This window comes from Paenibacillus segetis, assembly GCF_014639155.1.
GTDB classification, from domain to species: Bacteria; Bacillota; Bacilli; order Paenibacillales; family Paenibacillaceae; genus Fontibacillus; species Fontibacillus segetis.
Window position 1 is genome coordinate 1347681 of the sequence record NZ_BMFT01000001.1, and the last position, 24080, is coordinate 1371760.

38 protein-coding genes are annotated in these 24080 nt (G+C 40.6%); 31 read left to right on the forward strand and 7 right to left on the reverse strand.

Annotated elements, in window-relative coordinates; translation table 11 throughout:
* The 4 genes from IEW05_RS06045 to IEW05_RS06060 form a co-directional block, all read right to left on the reverse strand.
* On the reverse strand, window positions 1–633 hold the full coding sequence (locus IEW05_RS06045; protein ID WP_188536775.1) for an ImmA/IrrE family metallo-endopeptidase: 633 nt from the start codon (window positions 631–633) through the stop codon (window positions 1–3).
* A gap of 78 nt (window positions 634–711) precedes the next feature.
* Entirely contained in the window at window positions 712–873 is a 162-nt protein-coding gene (locus IEW05_RS06050) for a hypothetical protein (RefSeq protein ID WP_188536777.1), read from the reverse strand.
* A gap of 89 nt (window positions 874–962) precedes the next feature.
* Window positions 963–1667 (reverse strand): hypothetical protein, encoded by a 705-nt coding sequence (locus IEW05_RS06055; RefSeq protein ID WP_188536779.1) that lies wholly within the window; start codon window positions 1665–1667, stop codon window positions 963–965.
* Window positions 1668–1718: 51 nt separating this feature from the next.
* Window positions 1719–2117: a helix-turn-helix domain-containing protein gene (locus IEW05_RS06060; protein WP_188536781.1), complete on the reverse strand. Its 399-nt coding sequence runs from the start codon at window positions 2115–2117 to the stop codon at window positions 1719–1721.
* 157 nt (window positions 2118–2274) lie between these two features.
* Between IEW05_RS06060 and IEW05_RS06065 the strand changes: the two genes are divergently transcribed.
* From IEW05_RS06065 to IEW05_RS06165, 21 genes are all read left to right on the forward strand, one after another.
* Window positions 2275–2526 (forward strand): helix-turn-helix transcriptional regulator, encoded by a 252-nt coding sequence (locus tag IEW05_RS06065; RefSeq protein ID WP_188536783.1) that lies wholly within the window; start codon window positions 2275–2277, stop codon window positions 2524–2526.
* On the forward strand, window positions 2527–2688 hold the full coding sequence (locus IEW05_RS06070; protein ID WP_188536785.1) for a hypothetical protein: 162 nt from the start codon (window positions 2527–2529) through the stop codon (window positions 2686–2688).
* A gap of 1 nt (window position 2689) precedes the next feature.
* Window positions 2690–2935, forward strand: a complete 246-nt coding sequence (locus tag IEW05_RS06075) for a hypothetical protein (RefSeq protein ID WP_188536787.1) — start codon at window positions 2690–2692, stop codon at window positions 2933–2935.
* Between the two features lie 86 nt (window positions 2936–3021).
* A complete protein-coding gene (locus IEW05_RS06080; protein ID WP_188536789.1) occupies window positions 3022–3537 on the forward strand; it encodes an XRE family transcriptional regulator in 516 nt (171 codons plus the stop codon).
* Window positions 3538–3547: 10 nt separating this feature from the next.
* Window positions 3548–3826 carry a hypothetical protein gene (locus IEW05_RS06085; protein WP_188536791.1) on the forward strand — a complete coding sequence of 93 codons (279 nt, stop codon included), beginning with the start codon at window positions 3548–3550 and terminating at the stop codon, window positions 3824–3826.
* A 49-nt stretch (window positions 3827–3875) separates the two neighbouring features.
* Entirely contained in the window at window positions 3876–4127 is a 252-nt protein-coding gene (locus tag IEW05_RS06090; protein WP_188536794.1) for an AbrB/MazE/SpoVT family DNA-binding domain-containing protein, read from the forward strand.
* A 207-nt stretch (window positions 4128–4334) separates the two neighbouring features.
* Window positions 4335–4592, forward strand: a complete 258-nt coding sequence (locus tag IEW05_RS06095) for a hypothetical protein (RefSeq protein WP_188536796.1) — start codon at window positions 4335–4337, stop codon at window positions 4590–4592.
* 71 nt (window positions 4593–4663) lie between these two features.
* The gene (locus IEW05_RS06100) at window positions 4664–4924 is read left to right on the forward strand and encodes a hypothetical protein (RefSeq protein WP_188536798.1); all 261 of its coding nucleotides are present in this window, start codon (window positions 4664–4666) and stop codon (window positions 4922–4924) included.
* Entirely contained in the window at window positions 4921–6918 is a 1998-nt protein-coding gene (locus tag IEW05_RS06105) for an AAA family ATPase (protein ID WP_188536800.1), read from the forward strand. Before IEW05_RS06100 ends, IEW05_RS06105 begins: the two co-directional genes overlap by 4 nt.
* Window positions 6919–7974 carry a recombinase RecT gene (locus IEW05_RS06110; protein WP_229753277.1) on the forward strand — a complete coding sequence of 352 codons (1056 nt, stop codon included), beginning with the start codon at window positions 6919–6921 and terminating at the stop codon, window positions 7972–7974.
* Window positions 7971–8678 (forward strand): MBL fold metallo-hydrolase, encoded by a 708-nt coding sequence (locus IEW05_RS06115; protein ID WP_188536802.1) that lies wholly within the window; start codon window positions 7971–7973, stop codon window positions 8676–8678. The genes IEW05_RS06110 and IEW05_RS06115 overlap by 4 nt, the downstream gene beginning before the upstream one ends.
* A complete protein-coding gene (locus IEW05_RS06120; protein WP_188536804.1) occupies window positions 8675–8857 on the forward strand; it encodes a hypothetical protein in 183 nt (60 codons plus the stop codon). Before IEW05_RS06115 ends, IEW05_RS06120 begins: the two co-directional genes overlap by 4 nt.
* Window positions 8858–8869: 12 nt before the next feature.
* On the forward strand, window positions 8870–9748 hold the full coding sequence (locus IEW05_RS06125) for an HTH domain-containing protein (protein WP_188536806.1): 879 nt from the start codon (window positions 8870–8872) through the stop codon (window positions 9746–9748).
* A complete protein-coding gene (locus IEW05_RS06130) occupies window positions 9735–10070 on the forward strand; it encodes a replicative helicase loader/inhibitor (RefSeq protein ID WP_188536808.1) in 336 nt (111 codons plus the stop codon). Before IEW05_RS06125 ends, IEW05_RS06130 begins: the two co-directional genes overlap by 14 nt.
* Window positions 10048–11475, forward strand: coding sequence for a replicative DNA helicase (dnaB, locus tag IEW05_RS06135; protein ID WP_188536810.1), 1428 nt, complete (start codon window positions 10048–10050; stop codon window positions 11473–11475). The genes IEW05_RS06130 and dnaB overlap by 23 nt, the downstream gene beginning before the upstream one ends.
* 15 nt (window positions 11476–11490) lie before the next feature.
* Entirely contained in the window at window positions 11491–11649 is a 159-nt protein-coding gene (locus tag IEW05_RS06140) for a DUF6906 family protein (RefSeq protein ID WP_188536812.1), read from the forward strand.
* Entirely contained in the window at window positions 11646–11834 is a 189-nt protein-coding gene (locus IEW05_RS06145) for a hypothetical protein (protein ID WP_188536814.1), read from the forward strand. The genes IEW05_RS06140 and IEW05_RS06145 overlap by 4 nt, the downstream gene beginning before the upstream one ends.
* Window positions 11835–11971: 137 nt before the next feature.
* Window positions 11972–12391, forward strand: a complete 420-nt coding sequence (locus IEW05_RS06150) for a RusA family crossover junction endodeoxyribonuclease (RefSeq protein ID WP_188536815.1) — start codon at window positions 11972–11974, stop codon at window positions 12389–12391.
* Between the two features lie 26 nt (window positions 12392–12417).
* Entirely contained in the window at window positions 12418–13215 is a 798-nt protein-coding gene (locus IEW05_RS06155; RefSeq protein ID WP_188536817.1) for a hypothetical protein, read from the forward strand.
* An 86-nt stretch (window positions 13216–13301) separates the two neighbouring features.
* Complete coding sequence (locus tag IEW05_RS06160) at window positions 13302–13538, forward strand: hypothetical protein (protein WP_188536820.1); 237 nt, start codon at window positions 13302–13304, stop codon at window positions 13536–13538.
* Window positions 13538–14332, forward strand: coding sequence for an HNH endonuclease signature motif containing protein (locus tag IEW05_RS06165; protein WP_188536822.1), 795 nt, complete (start codon window positions 13538–13540; stop codon window positions 14330–14332). The genes IEW05_RS06160 and IEW05_RS06165 overlap by 1 nt, the downstream gene beginning before the upstream one ends.
* Window positions 14333–14421: 89 nt before the next feature.
* Here the strand turns inward: IEW05_RS06165 and IEW05_RS06170 are convergent, their stop codons facing one another.
* Window positions 14422–14616 carry a DUF6199 family natural product biosynthesis protein gene (locus IEW05_RS06170; protein ID WP_188536824.1) on the reverse strand — a complete coding sequence of 65 codons (195 nt, stop codon included), beginning with the start codon at window positions 14614–14616 and terminating at the stop codon, window positions 14422–14424.
* A 70-nt stretch (window positions 14617–14686) separates the two neighbouring features.
* Between IEW05_RS06170 and IEW05_RS06175 the strand changes: the two genes are divergently transcribed.
* Together IEW05_RS06175 and IEW05_RS06180 are read left to right on the forward strand one after the other, a co-directional pair.
* Complete coding sequence (locus IEW05_RS06175; protein ID WP_188536826.1) at window positions 14687–15073, forward strand: LexA family protein; 387 nt, start codon at window positions 14687–14689, stop codon at window positions 15071–15073.
* Window positions 15070–15417: a hypothetical protein gene (locus IEW05_RS06180; RefSeq protein WP_188536828.1), complete on the forward strand. Its 348-nt coding sequence runs from the start codon at window positions 15070–15072 to the stop codon at window positions 15415–15417. Before IEW05_RS06175 ends, IEW05_RS06180 begins: the two co-directional genes overlap by 4 nt.
* A 73-nt stretch (window positions 15418–15490) precedes the next feature.
* Here the strand turns inward: IEW05_RS06180 and IEW05_RS06185 are convergent, their stop codons facing one another.
* A complete protein-coding gene (locus tag IEW05_RS06185) occupies window positions 15491–16003 on the reverse strand; it encodes a GNAT family N-acetyltransferase (RefSeq protein WP_188536830.1) in 513 nt (170 codons plus the stop codon).
* Window positions 16004–16197: 194 nt separating this feature from the next.
* Here IEW05_RS06185 and IEW05_RS06190 point away from each other — a divergent pair, with 194 nt between their 5' ends.
* The 8 genes from IEW05_RS06190 to IEW05_RS06220 all read left to right on the forward strand — a co-directional run bounded on the left by IEW05_RS06190 (window position 16198) and on the right by IEW05_RS06220 (window position 23182).
* Window positions 16198–16689: a hypothetical protein gene (locus IEW05_RS06190; RefSeq protein ID WP_188536832.1), complete on the forward strand. Its 492-nt coding sequence runs from the start codon at window positions 16198–16200 to the stop codon at window positions 16687–16689.
* Window positions 16690–16886: 197 nt separating this feature from the next.
* A complete protein-coding gene (locus IEW05_RS06195) occupies window positions 16887–18608 on the forward strand; it encodes a P-loop NTPase fold protein (protein WP_188536833.1) in 1722 nt (573 codons plus the stop codon).
* Between the two features lie 235 nt (window positions 18609–18843).
* Entirely contained in the window at window positions 18844–19575 is a 732-nt protein-coding gene (locus IEW05_RS06200; protein WP_188536836.1) for a restriction endonuclease, read from the forward strand.
* Between the two features lie 229 nt (window positions 19576–19804).
* On the forward strand, window positions 19805–19954 hold the full coding sequence (locus tag IEW05_RS25585; protein ID WP_194434095.1) for a hypothetical protein: 150 nt from the start codon (window positions 19805–19807) through the stop codon (window positions 19952–19954).
* 171 nt (window positions 19955–20125) lie between these two features.
* On the forward strand, window positions 20126–20878 hold the full coding sequence (locus IEW05_RS06205; RefSeq protein ID WP_188536838.1) for a hypothetical protein: 753 nt from the start codon (window positions 20126–20128) through the stop codon (window positions 20876–20878).
* A 224-nt stretch (window positions 20879–21102) separates the two neighbouring features.
* Complete coding sequence (locus IEW05_RS06210; protein ID WP_188536840.1) at window positions 21103–21642, forward strand: hypothetical protein; 540 nt, start codon at window positions 21103–21105, stop codon at window positions 21640–21642.
* 239 nt (window positions 21643–21881) lie between these two features.
* Window positions 21882–22208, forward strand: coding sequence for a nucleotide pyrophosphohydrolase (locus tag IEW05_RS06215; protein ID WP_188536842.1), 327 nt, complete (start codon window positions 21882–21884; stop codon window positions 22206–22208).
* A gap of 8 nt (window positions 22209–22216) precedes the next feature.
* Window positions 22217–23182, forward strand: a complete 966-nt coding sequence (locus IEW05_RS06220) for an HNH endonuclease (protein ID WP_188536844.1) — start codon at window positions 22217–22219, stop codon at window positions 23180–23182.
* Between the two features lie 117 nt (window positions 23183–23299).
* On the opposite strand, the gene IEW05_RS06225 is transcribed toward IEW05_RS06220, so the two are convergent.
* A complete protein-coding gene (locus IEW05_RS06225; protein ID WP_188536846.1) occupies window positions 23300–23620 on the reverse strand; it encodes a hypothetical protein in 321 nt (106 codons plus the stop codon).
* Window positions 23621–24080 lie beyond the last annotated feature (460 nt).

Here is a 24080-nt window from a genome sequence, read left to right on the forward strand (position 1 = left end):
TCAAGGTCGTAAAAGGCCTTTATCTTCATAACTTGGCATTCCGTTGGCCACGAGCTGACGATCTAATTTATCAAGAATTCGATGTGTCTCTGCGGTCCATTGAGGTTTCCGTTCCTCAGTCATATCTGCCTGGTTCACTGCGTCCATAAGGATACCTTGAAACTCTCGCCGGATGATCTGATCAAGGCGGCGCTCGGCAAACTCAAAAGGAACCCGAAAGATTTCTGATAAGTAAGCCACGGCTTCGCTGTGATAGCCTGGAATAGGCAATTGTGAAAACATTGAGAAGGGGACAGCGGCGTATAGGATGAACCGTTCGGCCTCATCCTCTTGAGCTTGTGTAAATGACTCAGGCATGATTGTTTGATTGCCTGTGTGTCGAAGAAGGTGACAAAGCTCGTGAAGAAATTCAAAGTGTTGCTCTTCCGGTGTTATTCGGCTATCAAGGAACATGCTGTGCATACCGGCTGTGGATTCTACTGCTCGACTTCTTACCTCCGCTTTGTGAACCCAGACATTTAAACGATGGGAAATCTCGTCTATAGAGATTTGATGGGGAGAGGTAATATTGTTTTGCTTATAGATATCCTCTAAAAATTGTTCCAGATTAGTCATTTGATAGTGTATAAACATGATGATAGCCTCCATTACGGGAATGTATGTTCTATTTTGTAGCGAAAAGAAAAGCCGTATTCGGCTTGAATTAATAAATTATGATTTCTTTTCATCGTCAGTTCTTTTTTCTACTTCTTTCGGTTGCGAAGCATAGTAGGCGATGACCTCAGGTGATGGTTCAGTTCCTGAAGCTTTAATAATCATAGGTTCTAATTTTAAATCACGATCGGATCCGTTAAAGACTCCAATTCTGATCATGGAAAACACCTTCCTTTACAGAATGTATGTTCGATTTTAGGGTGAAAAGAAAAGCCATTTCTGGCTCAGATTTAGAAAAAGGATATTATTCATTTAGTTATTGTTGAAACTGTTAATATTACAAAGCTTGTAGTTCCTCCACCGAGATTTTTCATTGAGGATAATCCTGTAGGTACACCTATCATAGTCACAAAATCACCATCAAGAATATCTCCGGTTGAATTCATATATATACCATAAATTGAATTGGTGTTTTCATCTATCACCTGTATGTCAGCTACAGTTCCCATTGCGGTTTCTGCTTCCTTAATTCGCAGAACATATCCACTAATCATTACCATTTTATCTAAATAAGGTGTGATATTTTTAAATAGGTGGCGCGCCGTAATATTATCGTCAACTTCAGCTTTAGCAGCAATCTTTGAATCGGTAGTTAGAGCAGGGAAAAGTTCGTAATGATCTACTATATAGTTATAAGTTTTTTCATTAAGAACTTTATCTTCATCCAAATAAGGTACTAACATTTTCATCATTTCAGCTGTTCTAGTTTTCTTAGAAGCTTCTTGTAGTTTAGCTTGTTCTTCAGCCTTTTTTGCTTCTTTTTCCTTTTTCTCCACAGCAGTTTTTTCGGCTAATTGATTTCTTAACTTTTCATTTTCCTCTTCTAATTTTTGTTGTTTCGTTGCACTAATTGAATCATTACCTTGACTACTTAACTTGCCATCGCTACTTCCACAAGCTGTAATGATTGATATGATGATAATAACTAATGCAGTAATCTTAAAACTCTTCATAAAAATAAATCACTTTCACTTTCATTGCCCCCATCGGCTGAGGTATTTGCTTTATTCCCCCTGTGGGTCCCCGGGCTTACGTCCTTTTTCCTTCTCTTGTAAGATCTTAAAAATCTGACGCATTTCTTCACGTCGTTCTTCTGGTGCATTTAGATAGTCTTTGAAAAATAAGCCATGCTCAGGGTTACTGATGAAGGTTTCAAATGCATCCAGTTCTGTAGAGTTCAAATTACTTTTATCTGGGGAAGGGTCATTAATTTGTCCAAGTAAATAGTCTGAATTTGTCTCAAGAATTTTTGCTATTTTTGTTAATGTCTGTGTATCTACATCACGCTTACCGGATTCGTAGTTCCCGTAACCTTGTCGTGTTATTCCTAATTTATCTGCCATATTTTGATGTGTAAGTTTTTTTTTAAGTCTTAATGTAGCTAATCGATCTAAGTCGAGCACTTTATATATCACCTCGCATTTATCACAAGTATAACGCAACTAATTGTTGCCTGAAACATTGGAAACAAAAAGTTGCAATTAATTATTGACAGAAACATAATGTTGCGTATAATGATTGATATGAGGAAACGAAATGTTGCATATGGAGGTGGTGAACATGCCTAGAACTTGGTTGATTGAAATTAGAACGAATGCGAATAAGACACATGATGATATAGCAACAGAAGTTGATGTTAGTCGGCAGTATTATGGAATGATTGAATCAGGAATTAGAAATCCTAGTGTTGATCTTGCAAAACGTATTGCTTTTATATTGAAGTTTGATTGGATAATTTTTTTTGAAGAGTATGGCAACAAAACGTTGCATATTGAGCAGTCTGTAACATCAAAACAAAAGGAGGTGGGATAGGTGGATGATGCTCATACGACTAATCCTTCAGGTATAACTTATCAACCTGAATACGAACCGGACAAGGAGAGAATGGTCAAGGCATTGCAAATTTTAAAAGAAGCTCCGCTAGCAAAGAAGGATGACTGTTCTAATGAAGATGAGCTCCAGGAAGGAGCCTGAAATGAGATTTCGATGGATCCGACAGACTTCTAGGTCCGCATGTATTTCAGCAGCCATAACTCGAGTAATGCTAAAGGATATGAATTTAGAAATTGCACTAGATATATCTCTTCCGAAGTACGCTGTTAATCCTGAGTCATTGTCTCAATTGGAACATAAACGATTGTTGAAGGATTTAAGATTGGAGCTAAAAAGGGTAGAAGAAAACCGCCGGAGCTGTACCGGCCACCGGCGGATGAGGGGATAAAGGGGAGGTATTACTTACAACTAAATCATACATCAGACCCTTGTCCGTATTCATCAACTAAAACGGACAAAGGAGGCTTTTATTAAATGGCAATCGGACAATTTGGACCAGCGCTTGAAGAAGTACTTAAGCGGACAGGGGATACACGAGGCAAAGCAGGTGCAGTAGCCCATGTGGATGCTACGTTAATTGGAAAGATCGTTAATGGAACTAGGAAGCCTTCCAAAGAGGTAATAAGGGCAGCAACTGAACATTACGATGATGGACAACTTTTCTTGGCTGCAGCTGCAGAGGCCACTGGAGGTGCGTTTGTTCCTTGGTTAAACCTCGCTGACTTACATAAATCTAGTACAACATTGAAAACTATCGAGGAAATGGAAGAGGCGGAAGCGGCACTTCAAGTAATACCGATTACAAAACGACCGGATCAACTAACCCAAAAAGAGCGTCAACAGATTCAAGTGTCGATCATGGAACAAATCGAAGCTGTTACAGCACTTATGCATAATATCGTCATACTTTGTCGGGAATACGGATTTTCGTTCTCTGGAATGTTTCGTGAACATGCGACTGAGATGAAACTCAAAAAATATATGAAATGAGGTAAGAGGAATGGATATCAAGCAACTGGAAGCAGAAGCGCGGTTTGTTGCTAGGAACGCCAAACATAACATGAAATTGATCCTACGTAATCCGGAAATGATTGTGGATGGCAAGATGAATCAGGTGATGGCTGATCTAAAGGGGATGGACAAGCTTCATACAACGTTTGAAGCACAAAAGGAAAATGCCCGTCGGCTAGGACGGACATCGTTGAGAACCCGATTAAAGTATCTCTTTGTGTCTATTGTACGTGTTGAACTCCGCAAGGGCAAGAGAGAAACAGCTTAATAATACTAAAGCTAATTATATCAATTTAATTATAAAAGGAGCTATTTATATGAAATCAACTGGAATTGTTAGAAAAGTGGATGAATTAGGACGCCTGGTTATCCCTATGGAGTTACGACGCACATTAGGGATCGGAGAGAAAGATCCAATTGAAATTTTTACAGATGGAGAGCAAATCATTTTACGTAAGTATCAACCTGGGTGTGTGTTTACTGGTGAAGATACTGATCTCATCTCTTTCAAAGGGAAACTGGTAAGCAAAGCTGCTATTCGAGAAATGGCGGCTGCTGCAGGAATTTAATCAAATAGACAGAGCTTCTGCTTTGTCTCCCGGCGTCGGACAGTATTCTAACCTTACTCCTGTTCGGCGTCGAGAGATGCAGCTGATGCATTAATCCATTAGAAAGGTGTGAGAACGGCGTAGCCTAAAAGATTTACTTCAAATGTTGAGTGGAGGGGTTGATAGAGGCAGCCGCTTCACTCTCAGAATCTGAGAGGAGGAGAAGCCATGCAAGTCATTCAAAAACTGACGATTGTCGGCAATCAGACACGGGTGTTTGAAGTTGGGACTGAGCTTAACGGTCGTGTAGTAATCGAGATTAAGCAAGTAGGAACTGAATTCGAAGAGTGTGTTCATTCGGAGTTTCATGTGTTAGACGAAGATGGGGAGCTGATAGCAAGTATTGAAAACGCTCCGGTCATTGTTGACTGGCAAGTAATTGCGGTTGATGACAATGAAAAAGACCCGTTGCAGCGGGTCTCATAAAGCACTTAAGAAATTATCTTGCCCCCACTATAGCAGATTGGGGGCTCACTACACAAGGGGGAGTGAATAGGATGGGTACAGCTTATTCGGTAGATGTAAGTTCCGAGAACATTGAGGTGGAGGTATTACCTGAAACAAAGTATTGCTCTACAGCACTTTGTCTTCGAGGCGGCTTCGGTACAATTCAACTATTTGCAGCAAACGAACACCTAGCAGAAATCGAATTCGCTCTACGGAATCACCTGGACCGAATTCGTTATCCAGAAACTCCGGATCAACAGTTAATCATGAATGAAGAAATGAATCATTACATTAAGGAGGAAATCGCTTGAAAAAAATCATTTTGGAGCGCCTGACGCTCCGTAATTTCAAAGGATTCAGGGAATTCACTTTATCTACGAATGGTGGTAATGCGGATGCCTTCGGTGATAATGGCAGCGGCAAGACAACATTGTTTGACGGTTTTACCTGGTTGCTGTTCGGCAAGGATAGCGCCAATCGTTCGGAGCAGAAATTTGAAATCAAGGAACTGGACTCAGCGGGCAAGGTGCTTCGGCACAAGTTGGAACATGAGATTGAAGCGGATCTCTTGGTTAATGGCCGCCGTCGGACATTTCGCCGGGTTTACTCAGAAAAGTGGACTAAGAAGCGCGGTTCTGCTACTGATTCTTTCGAGGGACATGTCACTGATTACTTTATTGACGGCGTACCAGTGAAGGCTGGTGAGTACAGCGCGCAGGTCGACTCCTTGATTAAAGAGGATCTATTCAGGCTCCTGACCAGCCCATCCTTTTTCAATGACCAGCTCAAGAAAGAAGAACGGCGCAAGGTTCTGCTTGAAATCTGTGGCGACATTACAGATGTCGAGGTTATTCATTCTAATCCATCGCTTAGCCGGTTGCCTGCTATCTTAGGCGACCGTGATGTCGAGAGTCATCGCAAGGTAGTAGCTGCTCGGTGTAAGGGTATCAATGAGGAAATTAAGGATATTCCGGTCCGAATTAGCGAAGCACAACGTAGTCAGCCAGATATAGCAGAATTGGATAAAGAACTACTTCAGGATGATATTGATTCTATTCGCTCTCAGATTAAAACAAAGGAAGAGGAACTGCTTCGTATCAGAAATGGTGGCGAGTCAGCAGTTAAAGAGAAGCGAATTCGAGAAATCGAGGGCGAACTACTTGCTATACAAAACAGGCTTCAATCAGCTGCCTTAGACAAGATTGCTGTTAAACGTAATGAAGTGGCCGAACTTCAATCTGATTACGATTCAATGCGTCGTAAAGTTGATGATGCAAATTACCGTATTCAGCAAAACGAACGAACTATTGAATCTCGTAACCAGGAAGCTGATCGTCTTAAAAATGAATGGAATTCAGTCAATAAACAGGAATTTCAAGGTCACGAACACGATGAAAACTGCCCAACATGTGGTCGAATGCTTCCTGCAGAACAAATTCAAGAAGCAAACGATAAAGCAGTGGCTGATTTCAATCGTAAAAAGGCTATGTTGCTAGAAAAAATTAGTGCTGAAGGTAAAGCTGCTAAAGACGAAGCGCGGAGATTGGAGCAAGATAACAGTCGCTTGCTTGATGAGATCAATCAACTGAGCGATAAATTAGCAATAGTTAAGACTGATCTGACAGCAGCTGAAGTTGAGCTTACAGAATTACGGTCTGGAATTCAGGACCCCAGATCAGATCCAGAGTATCAACGCTTGATGACAGAGAAGGATGTTGTCCAGAATGAATTAACTCAGCTTAGTGCTTCAGCGAAAGACGAGATTACTCGTGTTCAAAGCGATATTTATAACCTGCAGGCTGAATTGCGCTCGTTAGACGAGAACATGGCCAAGTTTGCTCAAGTGCTTAAGACAGAGCAACGTATTGTGGAGCTAGAACAGCAAGAACGTACTTTGGCAGCAGAGTATGAACGCCTACAGGAAGAATTGTTCCTAACAGAAGAGTTCACTCGCTCTAAGGTCGCTCTACTAGACTCCAAGATCAATTCAAAGTTTAAGTACGCACGATTCCGGCTGTTCGAGGAGCAGATCAACGGTGGCTTGAAAGAGGTCTGCGACACACTGTTCAATGGTGTACCTTACGATGGCGGACTTAATCGTGCAGCTCAATATATTGTCGGGTTGGATATTATTAATACCCTATCCGAGTATTACGGCTTTAGTGCTCCTATCTTTATCGACAACGCCGAGGCCGTCACCAAGCTAATCGATACGGATGCTCAGGTCATTCGCCTAGTAGTGTCTGAGCAAGATAAAAAGCTTCGGGTTGTAACACAAAACAACAGCATGCAGGAGGCGATGTAATTGACAACGCAAAATCAAACTGCTCCAGCGGAGTTAGCAAAGAAAGAACCTACACAATCCGAACGCTTTATGACGAAGGTCATTTCAGAATTTGGATCAAGCGTAGGGGAAGTCGCTCTTACTAATTTTCAAAAGAGACTTGCTCAGAATTACTTCATTGCCTTGGATTCGGTGCTGAAGACTACTGAGGAGAAACGTCTTAAAAAGTCCGAGAAGTACCGTGATGCCCTACCTGTTACATGGACCAACGTCAATATGGACAAGCTTGCTCGGGATGTTGTTGCTTATGCACGAATTGGCTTTGATCCATCACAACCCAATCATATTAATCTGATTCCGTTTAAAAACAACAACACCAACAAGTATGATATTGGTTTTATTGAAGGTTATCGTGGGATTGAGCTTAAGTCAGTGAAATATGGTTTGGATGTGCCAGATCATGTGACAGTTGAACTTGTGTATTCCACTGATAAATTCAAGCCAATTAAGAAGGATGTTACCCATAAATACGAAGGTTATGAGTTTGATATTGTTAATGCCTTTGATCGTGGAGAGATTATTGGTGGATTCTATTTCCACTCCTATTCTCAAAATCCTGAAAAAAATAGATTGGTCATGATGACAAAAAAGGATATTGAGAAGCGTAAGCCGGATCACGCTAGTCCTGAATTTTGGGGTGGTGAGAAGGACAAGTGGAAATGGGACGATAAAAGCAAAAAGAATGTCAAGGATGGCACTGAGCAAGTTGAAGGGTGGTACGAAAAAATGTGCTGGAAGACCGTTTACCGGGCAGCACATAGCGATATTACGATTGATAGTCAGAAGATCGATGATGATTACCTACGTTTGAAGCAAATGGAGAGCGACTTTGCGGAGGCAGAGGTCGCGCAGGAGATTAGAACAAATGCCAATGGGGAGATTATCGACATCACTCCGCCAGAAGGGACAGAACCTGAGAACAAGAAAGATCAGGCTGCAAACCAAGGTGAAATGAATTTTGAAATAAACCCTGATGACATTCCTCCTGCAGGTGGAGGGGAGCCGGATAGCTGGTGATTGATATTGCTTGTCTTGGATCAAGCAGTGCCGGTAATGCCTATCGCATAAGTGATGGGCATACCGCCATCCTGTTAGAAGCCGGATTCCCCTTTAAGTCCCTACAGAGGGCTTTGAACTTCCGAATGTCTGAGATTGCCGGGTGCTTGATTAGCCACGAGCATGGTGATCATAGTAAGGCAGCTAAGGACGTTATGAGAGCTGGTATCTCTATTTACACTAGCCAAGGCACTGCGGACGCACTCGGGCTTGTGGGGCATCGCCTTAAGCCTATCAAAGCGCACCAGCAATTTGAGATAGGTACATGGACTATTAAACCTTTTGAGATCGAGCACGATGCCGCCGAACCTCTAGGATTTGTCCTGGCTAACACAGCAGGAGATAGGCTTGTGTTTTTGACAGACACCTACTACTGCCGGTACCGATTTGCTGGCCTAACTCACATCATGGTTGAGTGCAATTATTCAATAGATATCGTGAATCAAAGGGTGGTAGCAGGACAACTGCATCCAGCGCAAAAGAAGCGACTGCTTCGTTCTCACTTTGGACTTGAACATGTTAAAGGCTTTATACGGGCCAATGATATCCGAGCTGTACAAGAGATTTGGTTGCTGCATCTATCTGACGGTAACAGTGACGCTGATAGATTCAAACGAGAGATTCAGGAGACGACTGGGAAGATGGTCTACGTGACAGATCGATGATAGGTAAGCCATTGTTGCAAAGCATGATGGGTGACCGGATCTGGAAGCTGATGAAGACGGATCCGGAAGAATTCAAACGGGAGACCAGGGCATATTTTGCCCTCACGTATCCTGGATGTACGGTTGTAAGAGTTAAGTATCCGATTGTGTATTTGAGAGACGATAGAAAGCAAGTTTAGGGGATGAAGCTAATGCCCGAAGGCAGTTACCCTTTTCCGATGTACTCCGGTTTGTTAGAACATAGACATTACAAAAAAATAGGTTCAGCGATTTGGCTGTTCCTTTGGTGCATCAGCTCTACGACGAAGGAAGTCGAAAAGGACGGAATTGTCTGGGGTGTCGTCCTTGGGAACAAGCCTATCAAAATTAGTGATTTAGAAGAAGAGTTTGGAGTTTCAGATCGTACGATCCGATCGTGGATTAAAACGCTCGAAGATAATCACTACATACGAGTCACCAGAGCACCTTACGGATTGATTTTCACGGTTCGAAACTCCAAAAAGTTCAGAAACAGGTCGGAAGAAAACTTCCGCTCTAATGAAGGAGATCGGCAACATTCTTCCGATCTGAATGATAGAGATCGGCAGGAAAGTTCCGATCTCCCGGAAGAAAACTGCCGATCTAATAAAGATATTACAGAGATAAACAATGTTGTTGCTGTTGTTACTGATCCAGAAACTATTTTGAAACTTGCCTTGGAAGTTGAACAGCATTTTTGTATGAAACGAGGACAAGGATTTAATGTTTCGCCAACTGACCTCGGCAAGATTAAGGAACTGGTTGCTACCGGTATTCCGCTGGAGATTGTAAAACAAAGCATTGATAAATCATTTGCAGAGTACAAGCCTAAACACGCTTGGGACAAAATCAATAGCATGGCCTTTTGCATCCCTCGCTGCCTTGACGAGTGGAATAGAATGCAGGTGGATGAATCTATAACTGGTGCGGTGCCGCACGTTCCAGTCGCCCTTAGTCCTCTTCCACAACGAGGTTATCGGAATAAACAACAAGCGCAAATTGAGGAACTAGACCGCTTCATCGAGGAGGAACGAAAACGTGGAAGTCGTTGATATAGCTGAACTTTATCGGCACATCAAGAAATACTATCCGGCTTTTGACGCTTCGCTTGAGCGAGTGAAAGAGGATCATAAATACCTTTGGGATTTTCCTAAGGAGGTTGCACAAGAGAATGTAGACGGGCACATCCGGACGAGCAAATTTCCACCGAACATTGCCGAGATCCGTGGAAGCCTGGGTGAACAAATTGAGCGCGACCGGATGAAGGACGCTACCGCCGAATACTTCGCTGAACGGGAACGAGCCCGAGCCGAAGCTTGTCCTCCACCTCCAGGTTGGAAGGAGGCTATATATGCAAAACTCGGTCGTTCTTGATGGGATGCTACCGGATATGCCGCATGATTTGCCTGCGGAATGCTCCGTCATTGGAGCGATTCTGATTGAGCCGGAAGTATTGGAATATACCGAGGCACTGGTCCCCGAGGCTTTTTACCACACCGGGCATAAGATCATTTTTAGCCGAATCATAGAGCTTGTTGACGAGGGACAACCGGTGGATCTGGTAACACTGACATCTCGGCTACAGGATCGTGGGGAGCTCGAGGATATTGGCGGTGTGAGCTACCTGTCTAAACTAGCGCATGCAGTGCCAACGACGGCCAATATGGAGACTTATGTTGCGTCAGTACAAAGCAAATGGATGGTTCGGGAGTATATCCGTTCAAGTATGGCCAGCATTCAGGCAGCGGGAGCGGGAGAGGACATTCAACGCCTGGTTGCTACAGCGCAGCAGACAGCAACGACATTGGCTGACCGAGTTGCTCCAAAGCAGGATTTTAAGCGGATCAAGGACGTTGTCGTCGAGGTAATTGAGACGACGGAGACTAAGTCAGAGGCATTTAAAACAGGCAAGGTTACAGGTCTTCGAACAGGTTTCACCGACTTGGATGGTATCACAGCGGGGCTACAAAAAAGTGATTTGATTATCGTTGCGGCCCGGCCATCCGTGGGTAAGACGGCCTTCGCTCTTAATATCGCTCAGAACGTAGCTACTTTAAGTCCGGATCCGGTTGCTATATTCAGCCTAGAGATGTCAGCTCCTCAGCTCGTTACACGTATGGTTAGTGCAGAGGGCAATTTAGAGGCAAGTCGGCTACGAGTCGGAGATATGGGTGAGGACGACTGGACTAAGATGGCGAGTGCTGCCGGTGTCCTGGGTGCATCAAATATCATGATTGACGATTCCCCTGGAATTACGGTCCATGACATCCGATCCAAGTGCCGGAGATTGAAAAAGCAAGAAGGGCTGGGGCTGGTCGTAATTGATTATCTTCAACTGATCGCAAGTGCAGGTCGGGGCCGTGGGTCAGAGAACCGGCAGCAAGAGGTTTCCGAGATTTCTCGGACGCTGAAGCATTTGGCCAGGGAACTGGACGTGCCTGTTATCGCTTTATCTCAGCTCAGTCGGGGCGTCGAGCAACGTCAGGACAAGCGTCCGATGATGTCGGACCTACGGGAATCAGGATCGATTGAGCAGGATGCTGATATCGTTGCGTTCTTGTACAGAGACGACTATTACGACAAAGAGACTGAAAAGAAGAACATCATCGAGATTATCATCGCCAAGCAACGGAATGGTCCAGTTGGAACAGTAGAGTTAGTGTTCCTTAAGCAGTTCAACAAGTTTACGAACTATGAACGAGCTCATATAGATTCGGGGCCACAGCAGCCATCACAGCAGAAGAAGGTTACCAATATCAATAAGCGCCAGTGGGCTTGATGAGGAGGAACGGGGATGAAGCAATTAAAGAAACCGACAAGGAAGCAGAAGTCAGAGATAAGCCGGCAGAAGTTAAAGCCTAATAGTTGGTTTGTTGAACGAGATGATGGACAGTTGATGGTCATTGTGAGTAAGGAGAAAGGTCAGGTGCGAAGACTCCGGTGGGGAGCATGAGCGGAGCTTGGAGCAAGTGGAGCGTTTATGAGTACATGCGGCATAAGTACATGTGGACCGGACGATGTCCAGACATGCCGGAGTTGTTGGATAGGTTTCCCGGCATGCCGCTGTCTGAGATCAAAGAGGGTATGAAGGAATTTGAGCTCACCATTACGATTGGGGGCGGCAAAATTGCGAAATGAGGAGCTCATCGATCCGTTCTTTCAAGATACTCCGTGGGAACTAATTCATGATGACGACGGCATACTTGTCGGGGAGGTATATGTATTGGATTTGCACATGCTTCCTGCAAAGTTCATGAAAGGGGAGGGGAGACGGAATGATTCAGTTCACCGTGTACGGGGAGCCGGTAGCTCAGGGAAGGCCAAGAGCGTCTACACAGGGCGGATTCGTTAAGTTGTATGATCCAGCGAAGTCTCGTGACTATAAGGACTATGTTCGACTGGCTGCTGTAGAGCATGCACCGGCTGCCTTAATTGAGGGGCCAATAGGGATGGCACTTACCGTTTACCGATCAATGCCAAAATATTTGAGTAAGTATCCGAAAAAGGCGTCCGCAGCTGAGCGAGGTGAAATCCTCCCAACATCAAAACCTGATACGGACAACTATCTCAAAGGGGTGAAGGACGCGCTCAAAGGTGTGATTTGGAAGGATGATAGTCAGGTAGTGGACGTGTTTGCTAGGAAGAGATATAGTGCTCGTCCACGTATAGAGATCAAAATCAAGGAATTATCTTAAATTTCATAGAGGGGAAAGTGAAAGATATGGGGAAAGATTTTGCTAGATTTACAGCTGAGGTTGCAAAAGGCATCAGTATCAAGGAAACAAGCGTAGAAGTGAAACTGCAAATCCCATTGAAAGAGGCACAAAAGCACCTTGTTTTTCTCAGCCAGAGTCAAGGCGAAAAGCTTCATGTTTACCTTGGAGATCCGCAGGCATCGTTTGATTTCGACGAGGACAAGGAAAATGATCCAATGTATCAGAAACATACTGGACGTTGGACGACCGCCGATTCTTCTGGTGTAGTGACCAAGGTCGAAGAAAAGGAAGAAGACGAGAATCAGGCTAAATTGTTTGATCAGGAATCGGGACAGAGAGTTGAGGATAACCAGGATTCTGCCGACAAAGTTGAAAGCGAATCATCCGAAGACAGTACGGACGGAAACGTAGATGTACTAAATCCTGAGGATCAACAAGACGGCTCTGACATTGGTGAGGATATTCCTGATTGGATGCGCGAAGGTGCTGGAGATCAGGAAATGAGTTTTACTGATGAAGAGGGATCAAATCCTCTCGATAATGATAATTCTGATACTGGCGAAGGTACCGGCGATGATGTTGACATTAGCAAGGAGCAACTCGAAGAGTTTATCCTGCAGAAGCGTCCAAGCTTCCCAGATGTTGATCTGGACTTTCCAAGCTTTGTTGAAAAGCGTCGAGATGGTGCAACTTGGCTAGGGTTGTCAAAAGAGTTAGGGATTCCAAGTAGTCAACTGAACACAAAATTTAAGAAATACAAGGATCAAGTTAAAAAGCTTATGAAGGATAACGGAGCTGCTTAATCAATACCTAGGTAAATGAATCTAGGAGGGCCATCTTTGGCTCTCTAACCAAACATATGATCTTATTTGGAGGTGCGGGTGAAAGTATGAGGAACACTTTGGGAGACTTGAACAATCACCTTTTTGCTCAACTAGAGCGACTGAGTGAAGAGGAACTGAATGGTGAAAAGCTGGCCGACGAAATCAACAGAGCGAAGGCCGTAACAAGCGTTGCCTCACAGATTATAGCGAACGGTTCACTTGTGCTGGAAGCAAGAAGGCTTGCGGATGATCGGATGAACGCTGATACAAAGATTCCTAAAATGCTTGAAGGTGGCATCTGATGATTCGATACACGCCTGAACAAAAAGAATTTATCCTGGAGAACGCTTGGGGTAAGTATAATTCAGAAATTACCGAGTTGTTTTTTGCCAAATTCGGTATCGAAGTTACAGTAGCCCAGATTAAAAGCTTTAAGGCTAATCACAAGATAAAAAGTGACGTTCCAAGGAGACGAATGACTGGTGATGAAGGGTTATTTACTAAAGCACAAAAAGACTTCATCAAGAAAAATGTTGGTGGTTGCCTTAATCAAGAACTTGCTGAACTCGTGAACGAAAAATTTAGTCTGCAGATTACAGCCAGGCAAATGAATACTTTTAAAAAAAATCACGGTTTGGTCAGCGGAGTAAATTGTCGCTTCCGGAAAGGGGACTCCCCAGCAAACAAAGGGACAAAGGGATTGTACAATGTCGGAGGCAACAGTACTTCATTTAAGCAAGGACAGCGTCCTTTGAATTACAAACATGTAGGCAGTGAGAGAATCGATCGTGATGGCTATACGCTAATCAAAGTGTCGGATGAGGGACCGTGGCATAAGCGGTGGAGGCATAAACACAAGGTCGTGTGGGAAGAAAAGCATGGTCCAATCCCAAAAGGGCATGTAATTCTTTTTGTAGATCAGAACAAACGCAATATCGGTCTGGATAATTTAATTATGATCAAGCAGAGTCAACTTTCAGTCTTGAATAAAAAGGGTTTGCTCCATAATGATGCTGAGCTAACCAAGACCGGCATAATCATGGCGGACATTTATAGCAAGATAAGTGAAAGACGTCGATCAAAGCACGTCCTTTAGAAGTTATCCAGGGCCACCTGCCACTTGGGATAGAGAAGCTATACCAAGAGATCCAGAAACAGAGCAACTGACTTTATTTTGAGTATGAATTAAAAAAAGTTAGACCAGAAAATGAACAGCACAATAAGCATTAATATACTGCTAATTCTTGTCATAAGCAGGTAAGCGTCACTCGGTTCGACGTCACCTTTAATCGTCCAACCATATCTCATATACCAACCGATTCGCGGAAAAAAGATATTTAGTAAAGCGAGAAGAATGAACAGAAACAAAAAGAATCCCATTAATAATCAACTCCTTTGCTAATAAATACGAATAATAAGGAAAATAGTTCCTTAAGAAAGGAGTGATGAAATGAACAATAAACCGCTAACCCATCGCCAATCAGAGGCATTGGAGTTCATTAAATCATATGTGGCCAACAATGGGTATCCTCCAACGATAAGGGAGACTCCAGATTATTTAAAGCTCAGTTCTTCTTCAACAGCTTTTAAGATTGTGGAGCAATTGGTGAGGAAGGGATTCATTAAAAAAGGATCCGGGCCGAGGGAAATTCAGATTGTGGGCTATGAAGATGTAAGGGATAAACAGATAACTAGATTGCAACAACAGCTAAAAAGTGTAAATGAAGCAATAGACGAAGGTCCGCAATTTGGTATAACAGCTTGGGATTGGCAAGACTGGCTGTATTTTACACTTCCATTTTTGAAAGAGCCTTTAGTAGAAGGTGATAAGGAATGAACAATATCCCTGTTATGGTATTGAAAAATAAGACGAATTCCAAAAGGTATCTGTCGGCGAATGCAGATGTTGGGGATTGGGAAGACGAGAATTTAGATGTTACGTTGGATGATATCCAGAACGCCTATGTGATCGTCCGCAAGGATTTAGCTATTCCGACTATTGAGGATTTCGAAGAGCACAGAAAATGTCATGCTGAACTGAAACGAGCTCTCGCTGAAAAATGGGGACATGAACCGTTTATGACTATGGACTTTGAAACAGTATGCGAACACTATGAACCCGTCAACATAGAGATTACGCAAGAGCAATATGAATACGCCCTAGAAATGATGGAAGATTGAGCTATTAACCCTTATAGGGATAACAAATAACACTATATGGCGAGTAAGACACAAATAGTGCAGCAATATTGAATTACTTATAAAAGTAAGAAGGATGGTTCAAACCGGTTGGCTCGTAAAATTCGTCATGCGAATAATTGAACCCTAATTTAATTAGCAAATTTTTAGAAGCCCTGTTTAAGGGGTTATGACCAGCAAATAAATTGTTGGCATCCAATGTTTCGAAGGCAAATTGGATTACAGCATTTGCGGCTTCGGAAGCATAGCCACTACCCCAATAATTACTTTTAAGATGAAATCCTATTTCATAAATTTTTTTTTCAATTTCGTATGGATGCAGGCCACAACAACCAATAAAATCGTTTGTTTTAAGCTCGAAAATAGGCCAGTACTGAACCAGAAATAGCTCATTAGTTTGAATTTCTGTATTCAATCGACTTTTAATCTGCTCGTTTGAATACAAACCATTTGAAGAAATAAATCTAGTTACTTCAGGTTCACCCCAAAGGGAAATCGCTAAATCTATATCGTTATTTTCCCAATGTGAAAAACCTAATCGAGTAGTTTCTAAAAAGTATTTTTTCATATTGATGCGACCTTTCCCAAAATATGTTTCTATTTATGAAGATTAGCATTTTAAGTGAGGTTGAGCTGTGCTTTTTGTGCGTAGTACGAAAATAGCAGTATTAAAGCCCCCCTTAACCTGGCCGGGCGCGGGGGGCAATCGGTAAATGTTTCCTTCACTCTCATTCGATTATAACATAAAGGGGAATGAGGGGAATGGCGATGGTATGGGGACAAGGGGAACTCTTTCCAACAGCAAATAAGCAGGAGATTCAGCGTACAAAGTTCCTACTCGGTAAATATACAAATATGATTTCATTGATGAGGGACTTCGAACAGTTTGAGGAAGATTTAAGGCAAGTGGCCATCGATGGCGAAGTAGCTCGCCGAATTGATCAGGATGACCTTCATGCAGATAAGACAGCGAATGCAACAATTCTAATTGAGAAGCAGCGCTGGGTGTATCAGCAATATAAGTTTTACACAGACCAACTTCGAAGGGCGTGGGCATTGATTCAAGACGTCGATGAAAAACGAGCAAATGAATATAGGTATATCCAGGGGTATTCACCCAAGGAGACATTGCTGTTCTTCCGACGCAGCATGAGTGACAGTACGATCCGGAGGAAGATTGACGATGGGATTGAGAGCATGGCCAACAGTTTGAAGCTCATGGGATTCTTTGAGCAGGATGATGCGGAGTATTGAGAAGTAGTCTGTTTTTGCACCGGTTAACTAAGATACTGAAATAAAGTCTTAGTTGGCCGGTATATTTTTAAAAAAATTCCCTTTTGGTAGCTCAAAAAGATTGAGAATTATATTAGTAAAACTTGTAAATAAGTTATAGTATTATGTTAATAGTTAAGCATCATTTTATTTTATTTCCTAAATTGGAGGTGTAACGTGTGAAAGCAAATGAAGTACTAGGAATCCTTAATCAATTTATAGATTCTAGTTATCAAAAGATTCTAATTAAAGGTAATTGGGGAATTGGTAAGACAAAATATGTTTCTGATTTTATAAAAAGTCACTCAAATACTTGTTACATATCTTTATTTGGAAAAAGGGATGTTAATAGTATAATTCAGGAAATATATTTTAGTATTATTGAAAGTGCACCAAGAGGAAAAATAAAAAAATACATTAGTGTATTCAGAGAAAAAATGAATACTTTTGATATTTCTTATTTTGGTGTGTCTCTATCAATACCATTAATAGAGAATATACACATAACTCTTAATAAGGAATTACATAGAAAAGAGACGCTTATAATTGTATTTGATGATTTAGAGAGAAGGCATGAGGAACTTGATATTAAGGAGGTATTTGGCGTTGTTGATAGTCTTTCTAAAATAGAAAAAATAAAGATTGTTCTTGTAGCTGCCTCTGACCAGTTCGAAGAAAAAGATAAGGGCACTTTTGAAAAGTATCAAGAAAAAGCAATAGATCGCACCTATAAAATAGAGAAATTTGCCGATGAAGCACCAATGCAAATATTGGGTGAATCAGTTTGGGAAGTCATAGAGATTTTCACTGAAGACTTCAAATTTAGTAATTTAAGAACATTTGAAAAAACAAGCCTATTTATAAAAGAAGTGATACAAACTCTTGGGGAAGATATTTTTAGTGATCTGTTCACAAGAGCTGATCTTTATCGAATGTGCTTTGCCTCCGTTTTTTTTGTAGTCGAGCATAACAGTGAAATGAAATTGATAATAAGTGACCCTAATGAAAAAGATGCTACTATGAGAAAGGCTTTTCATTCCGCTGGAGAAAGTGGAATTGTTGAATACCTCTATCGATATATATTAAAAAGTTCAATGGATAATCTCATGAGTAAAAGTTTATTTCCTCACATAAAAAGTTGGTATGAAACGGGCTCATTTACTAAAAGTGAATTAGTGAGTTTAATTACTTCCATTAATAATTATAAAGAAGAGCCGCATAATTTTTTTTCATCTGAGCCTGAGATACTTGCTATTATTAAAAATACTAGAGAACAAATAACATACTTAACCGGTGAAGAAGACATTGAATATATTATTAACAAATTATCCAATGCATTCGAATGGTGTGAAGTTTTGTGTATTGATTTTGAAATTAGTAATGATGAGATCGTAAAGTTACTTGAAAATAGTAATTTATTTAAGATAGATACAACAAAAAGTTTATATGAGCATAAGGTTGTTAAATATCATAGGTTTGCTGGCAACGAACGAATAATGACACTAATTAATCAAATTAATGAAATTATTAAATCAAAATACTTTACAGGTTTGCTTAATCAAATAGATATTGAATTAAAAAAAGAAACATATAACAAGTCATTTTTAAAGCATTTGAATGATTCGTTGCACTATATAAAAGATGATAAGTCGCTAAGAACCTTATTACTAAAAAGAATATCTGCTTCTGATTTTTTCTTCCCAATTCCATCAAATAAAATATCGGATTCACAGTGGGACTGGTGTCACCTTATAAATAATTTATTAAAGGAAATTGAACACCAATGGAATTTGTCAAACTATTATGAAGAGTTTAAATCTTATGTTTATGATCTACCAATCTATAAATCAGATAAATTGCTTCAACATCGTTTAAAATATCTTTTTGAAACTGACAGATGAAGATGAATGTAGTTTGCACTTGTTTTGACAAAACTTGAACATAGTGTGAGCACCAAATGAATGATTTTCCATGATAGTATGTAAGCATAGAAAAAGGCGAGAATGACACGCACGGCTGCATGAATGCGGCACTTAACCGGAGCGTACCTCTTCTCGCTTTTTCTATTCCTTTGCAGGAATATAGTTCCAATTGTCGAATGCTAAAGAAACATGACATGAGATTTGAGGGATTATTATGGCTAGAAGAAAGAGTAAAGCAAAGCAGCAAGAGGAATTTATAAAAGGTGTTGTCGGACTTTCGTTTGTTGGTCCGGGTCTGCTAGTGCTGAATATGACGCAATCTATTGAATTAGGAGCTGTAGCTGCCTTCATAGGTTTGATTATAGCTGCAGTAATTATGATACTAGTGAATAATGCCAAGGCAGAGAAATTAAAAAAATCAGGTATAGCTGACATTGATAAAATGGACGGCTTTCAGTTTGAAAAATATTTGGGCTATTTATTCCAAGCAAAGGGTTATAAGACACAAGTAACCAAGGCTGCAGGAGATTATGGTGCGGATCTCGTTCTTCAGAAGGATGGCAAGAAGATAGTTGTTCAAGCCAAGCGGTACAGCAAGAATGTTGGGATTAAAGCTGTTCAGGAAGCACAGGCATCTATAGCGCACTATGGAGCTGCAGAGGCTTGGGTAGTTTCTAACAGTGATTACACTTCAGCAGCGTATGAGTTGGCCAAGTCCAATAAAGTAAAGTTGATTAATCGTGATGGACTCATTGAAATGATTCTGGCCATGAATCCTGGAACTGCTCCAACACCAAAAGCGGTTATTGCAGCGACTCCGGTGAAAATGCTGATATGTCCAAGATGCGGTAATAAACTTGTTCTTCGAAATGGAGCGAAAGGACAGTTTCACGGATGCAGTAGTTTTCCAGAGTGTCGATACATGAAACAGAATGAAGTGGGTTAATGAAATAGTGAGATATTTGGAGCATATGGATGTTGCCATGGTGATAATCGAAAAATTCAAGTTGAAGTAGTGTTGACTCCATTTTCTGTAGCTCGTTAAAATGGTCTTGTCATTCCTCTCTAGTTACAAAGTACAGATGCTTTTATAGCAAAGAGCGAAGCACATTTGCTGCGGACGTTCCGGACGCAATTCTTTATAAAGTGTTGTTCAAATATCGAAATTCCGTTAAATGGCGGAAAACATACATATCACAGTCGAAGTCGTTCCTTTTGGAGCGGCTTTTTTATTTTGCCCTAAGGAGCGTGTTTGGAATGAAGCTTATTCAATGGCTTATCAAGGTGACATCAGGCAGATCAGAACCACCACGGAATCGGGGTGAACGTAGACATGGCCGGAAAACGTAATAAATTAAAACGAATGTATTCGGATCCAGTACAGCCAGAGAAATGTAAAAGATGTATATGGGGGCGATGGGAAGGGACAAAGCAAGTGTGTAGCATGCCTAAGTGTATTAAGTGGTGGCGAAGAGTTTAGAGGAAAATACTTCTTGATGTCGAAATTTGATGTTGAGGAGAGGATGAATGTGATCATAGTATTTGATGTAATAACAGAATCGGAGAAAGTCGTACAATCACAAAACTGGGTATGGTCTTGGGACTTAGTTATAAAAGCGATTGGCCTTGTAGCGATTGTGGCTACTTTTATAACGAGTTTAGTCGGTGCTTCTAAGTATTTTTTTGAGAAGAACAGAGATGTGCACTTGCGAAGGCTCAACGAAGTGTACGCACCATTATACACATATCTTGTTAAACAGGAGTCTTTTAGAAAAATAATGATGCCTGATGCAAAGATAAAAGACTTCCCTATTATCACACTGATAAATGTTAAGTCAACTCAGAGGTTGAATATTAAAGCTGGGGAACCAATTACTTTTACTAACAGTGAGTCCGAGGAAGTGTTGAGTATTTTAGATAGGAATAATTTCATAAAACTGTTCGATAAAACAAATAAGGGTTTAGCTCGACCCAAATTATTACTTCTGTTAAATCAGTATGAGATGCTTATTTACTTGGAGGAAAGTCTTCCTCATGAAAAGGATAGGGACAGCGATGGGAGGCGAGACGATGGTTATTTTGAAGACGACGACCCCAAATGGATCCTTGCGACCAAAGAAAAGGTAGAAGTCGAAAACGAAATATTTAATGAAATTATATCTGGTTATCTTGAAACGTTAACAAAGCTTGAGATAGATAAAAAATCAAGTTTCGAGACTATTAAGAACTTCTTCAAAGAGGCACCCTAACCGGTGCTTTTTCTTTTGCTTTTATAACACAGTAGAAGCCAATTACAAGCACGTATGTTCTTGGTGTCCTAATATAATGACAACTGCATAAAACGTCAGGAAGGGCCACAGCGTTGTTGTGTGGCTCTGTTTTTGTATGCCCGTATATGAAAACCAACTCAACATAAATGGGGCGAAGGAGATTTTTCGAATTGGTCGAATTATGAATGATGGGAGGGATTTAATTGATTATAGAATTAGTAGGAGCATTAGTATCAGGAATTGTTGGAGTAGTGGGTGTAGTGATCGGTGGAACGTTAACATATAAATTGAGTCATCGATCCGAAATGATCTTGATTAGAAAGAAAATAAAGATTGATAAAATTCAGGAAACACAGCGTGGGCTATTTATCATGGTGAGACAATTAGGAATATTACACCTTCGTCTTAAGGAAATTGAAAATAAGAGAATAAGTCGGGAAGAGTTTCTCAATACATCTAATCAGGTCCAAGAAGAGTGCGGTACTGTAATTCGTAATATTCGCACAAACGAGGTTTTCCTTAAAGAATACATCGATTTAATTGATGATTTTATTAACCAGACATCAGTATTTCATGATCTAATATACGATGCGTATATTTATCCTAATAGCCCGAGTAAAAGAAACTATGATTCTGATCTGCTATCTTATGAACATATAGAATATTTGATAATGGAAGCAATTAAGACTGTCATGAAGATTAAAGATCATCTTGATCAACAAATTGAGATTGAATTGAAGTAGGAGAAATAAACTAGACGAGAAAGGCGGCCTTCTATGGTCGCTTTTTTTGTAGCAATATAAAAGTTGGAGGTATGGAGATGAACATCAGAATCGTGCAGATTGACCAATTCAACGCAGCAGCCTATAACCCTCGTGTCGATCTATAACCAGGTGATCCAGAGTACGAGAGGTTTTGCCGCAGCATAGAAGAGTAGAGGAATAGGATACCTTATGTCGAATTATGAAATGAGGTGAGAATATTGAATGAATTGATAGAGAAAATAGTATCATTCAGAGATGAACGTAACTGGAAACAGTTCCATAATCCTAAGGATCTAGCAATTTCGCTAAATCTTGAGGCTAGTGAACTGCTAGAATTATTTCAATGGAAGAGTAGCGAAGAAGCCATTAGTAACAGTGAGCAAATTCAAGATGAACTTGCGGATATTCTCTATTATGTTTTATTAATGTGTAGCGATTTGGGTATTGATCCTAAGCAAGCGCTATTTGAAAAATTAAATAAGAATGCTAAAAAATATCCTATTGAAAAATCATTTGGCTCGAATAGAAAGTATACCGAATTGTAGGAGGATCCATGCAGAAAGTTATACTACAACCATCAGGAAATAAAGATGCTAGGGAACATTATGAAAATACGGTTCAAACACCAGTTCCATTTCTTGTACTTTCGGAGTATGTTACCGCTGAAGATCTTGAATTGATACATAGCCTATACCCTGATGGGTTCGTACCTACCTGGGGAGTTACTCCCGGTAAAAATGATGTAAACGTAAATAAGTGGGAGAGAATTCAAGTAGGTGATGTAACTCTATTTTCAGCCAATGGTCATGTGTTTGGTTCAGGAGTAGTAACTCATAAGCTCCATAACAAGGAATTAGCAGCTGCGCTATGGGATTACGATAAAGAGGGTCAAACATGGGAATATGTATATTTTCTTGATGAAATAAATGCCCATCAGATCCCTTATTCTCAATTTAATCAGATAGTTGGGTATGCTGATAATTATATTATTCAAGGATTTTCTGTGTTAAACGAAGAACGCAGTGATCGGATCTTAACTGCTCTGGATTTAAAGAGTGAGGTTTATCTTCCAGAGATTACCGAGGAAGAATATAAAGAAGAAATACTACAATTCAATATTGATGATGATCTTGACGTTCAACATTCAGGGAAGAGAAGAAAAGAGCAGTCATTCCTTAGACGACAATTATTCCAGAATAAGAGGGTTGGAGTTTGTGGAATTTGTGGTAAGCAATATCCCGTTGATCTTCTAGTTGCAGCACATATAAAAAAGAGATCTAAGTGTTCCAATGAAGAGAGATTGGACCACAAGAATATTATCATGCCAATGTGTAAATTTGGTTGTGACGATCTTTATGAGAAAGCGTACATTGTAGTTCGTGATGGAAAAGTGGTTAGGAACACTAAAAAGACATTTACACCAGATCTGTTGGATAAAGTGAATCAAGTAGAAGGAATTGAATGTTCATTTTGGAACGACAGTACAAAACACTATTTTGAATGGCACTTCCAACAATAGTTTTAAATCTCATACTTTAATTTAAAAAAAGCCCGAAGTTTTGTTTAGGGCTTTTTTTGTTTGCTGGTTCTGTGAGATGTGGGAAAAGTAAGCGTCGCGGGTCGCGGATTGGTTTACTCAAATACTGTTCAGCGATTTGAGAAGTCGTTCGAACTCATTCGTTGATCTGTCGATATCAAAGGCTTCGTTAACAGTGACAATTTTTCCGGACTTATTAACAAACTCATCGACTAACAATGTAAAGCCTTCTTTCTGAGCAATTGAATATAACTCAGGAAATTTTTCGGCAGACGAGATCGCGTAATGTAGACTTTCTGATTTGTCTAATAGTAACGATCTTTCGGTTACTAGATCTTCGAAACGAATGAAATAGTACCCTTCACGTTCGGTGACAACGACTTGATAAGTAGTTGTGTTAACAGTGTGGATGGTATTCATTAGAATTCTCCTCTCAATAATTAAATATGTTACTACTGGGATTATTGACCAAATGTACTGAGCTTGTCTATAGTAGGATTTTTTACTTCGGAAGCTAGAATTACCCATCGGAGGTGGTGATAATGATATGCCATCATTCGAGATCCAAACCGAGCTAGATTAAGATGGTTAACGATCTGAAAAAGCTGATTGAAATAGATATTGAATTGCAGAATGACGAAATATAAAAAAAAGCCCTGAAGGGCTTTAGTTAAAATGTAACCTCCTAGAGATAATCAAAAAAATCATCTCCTCTTTCAAATATTACTCTGATATTTATCAGAGCGGTTTAGTCTCTCTGAAAGATGCACCTCAGAAATTAAAACTTTTGAGGAAAAGTGTAGGAGGTGGAGAGACAGTCAACATTTTAATGAAAGTAACCATCTCCCTTCAGTGTATTAAACGAAAGACAAGGGAAAAA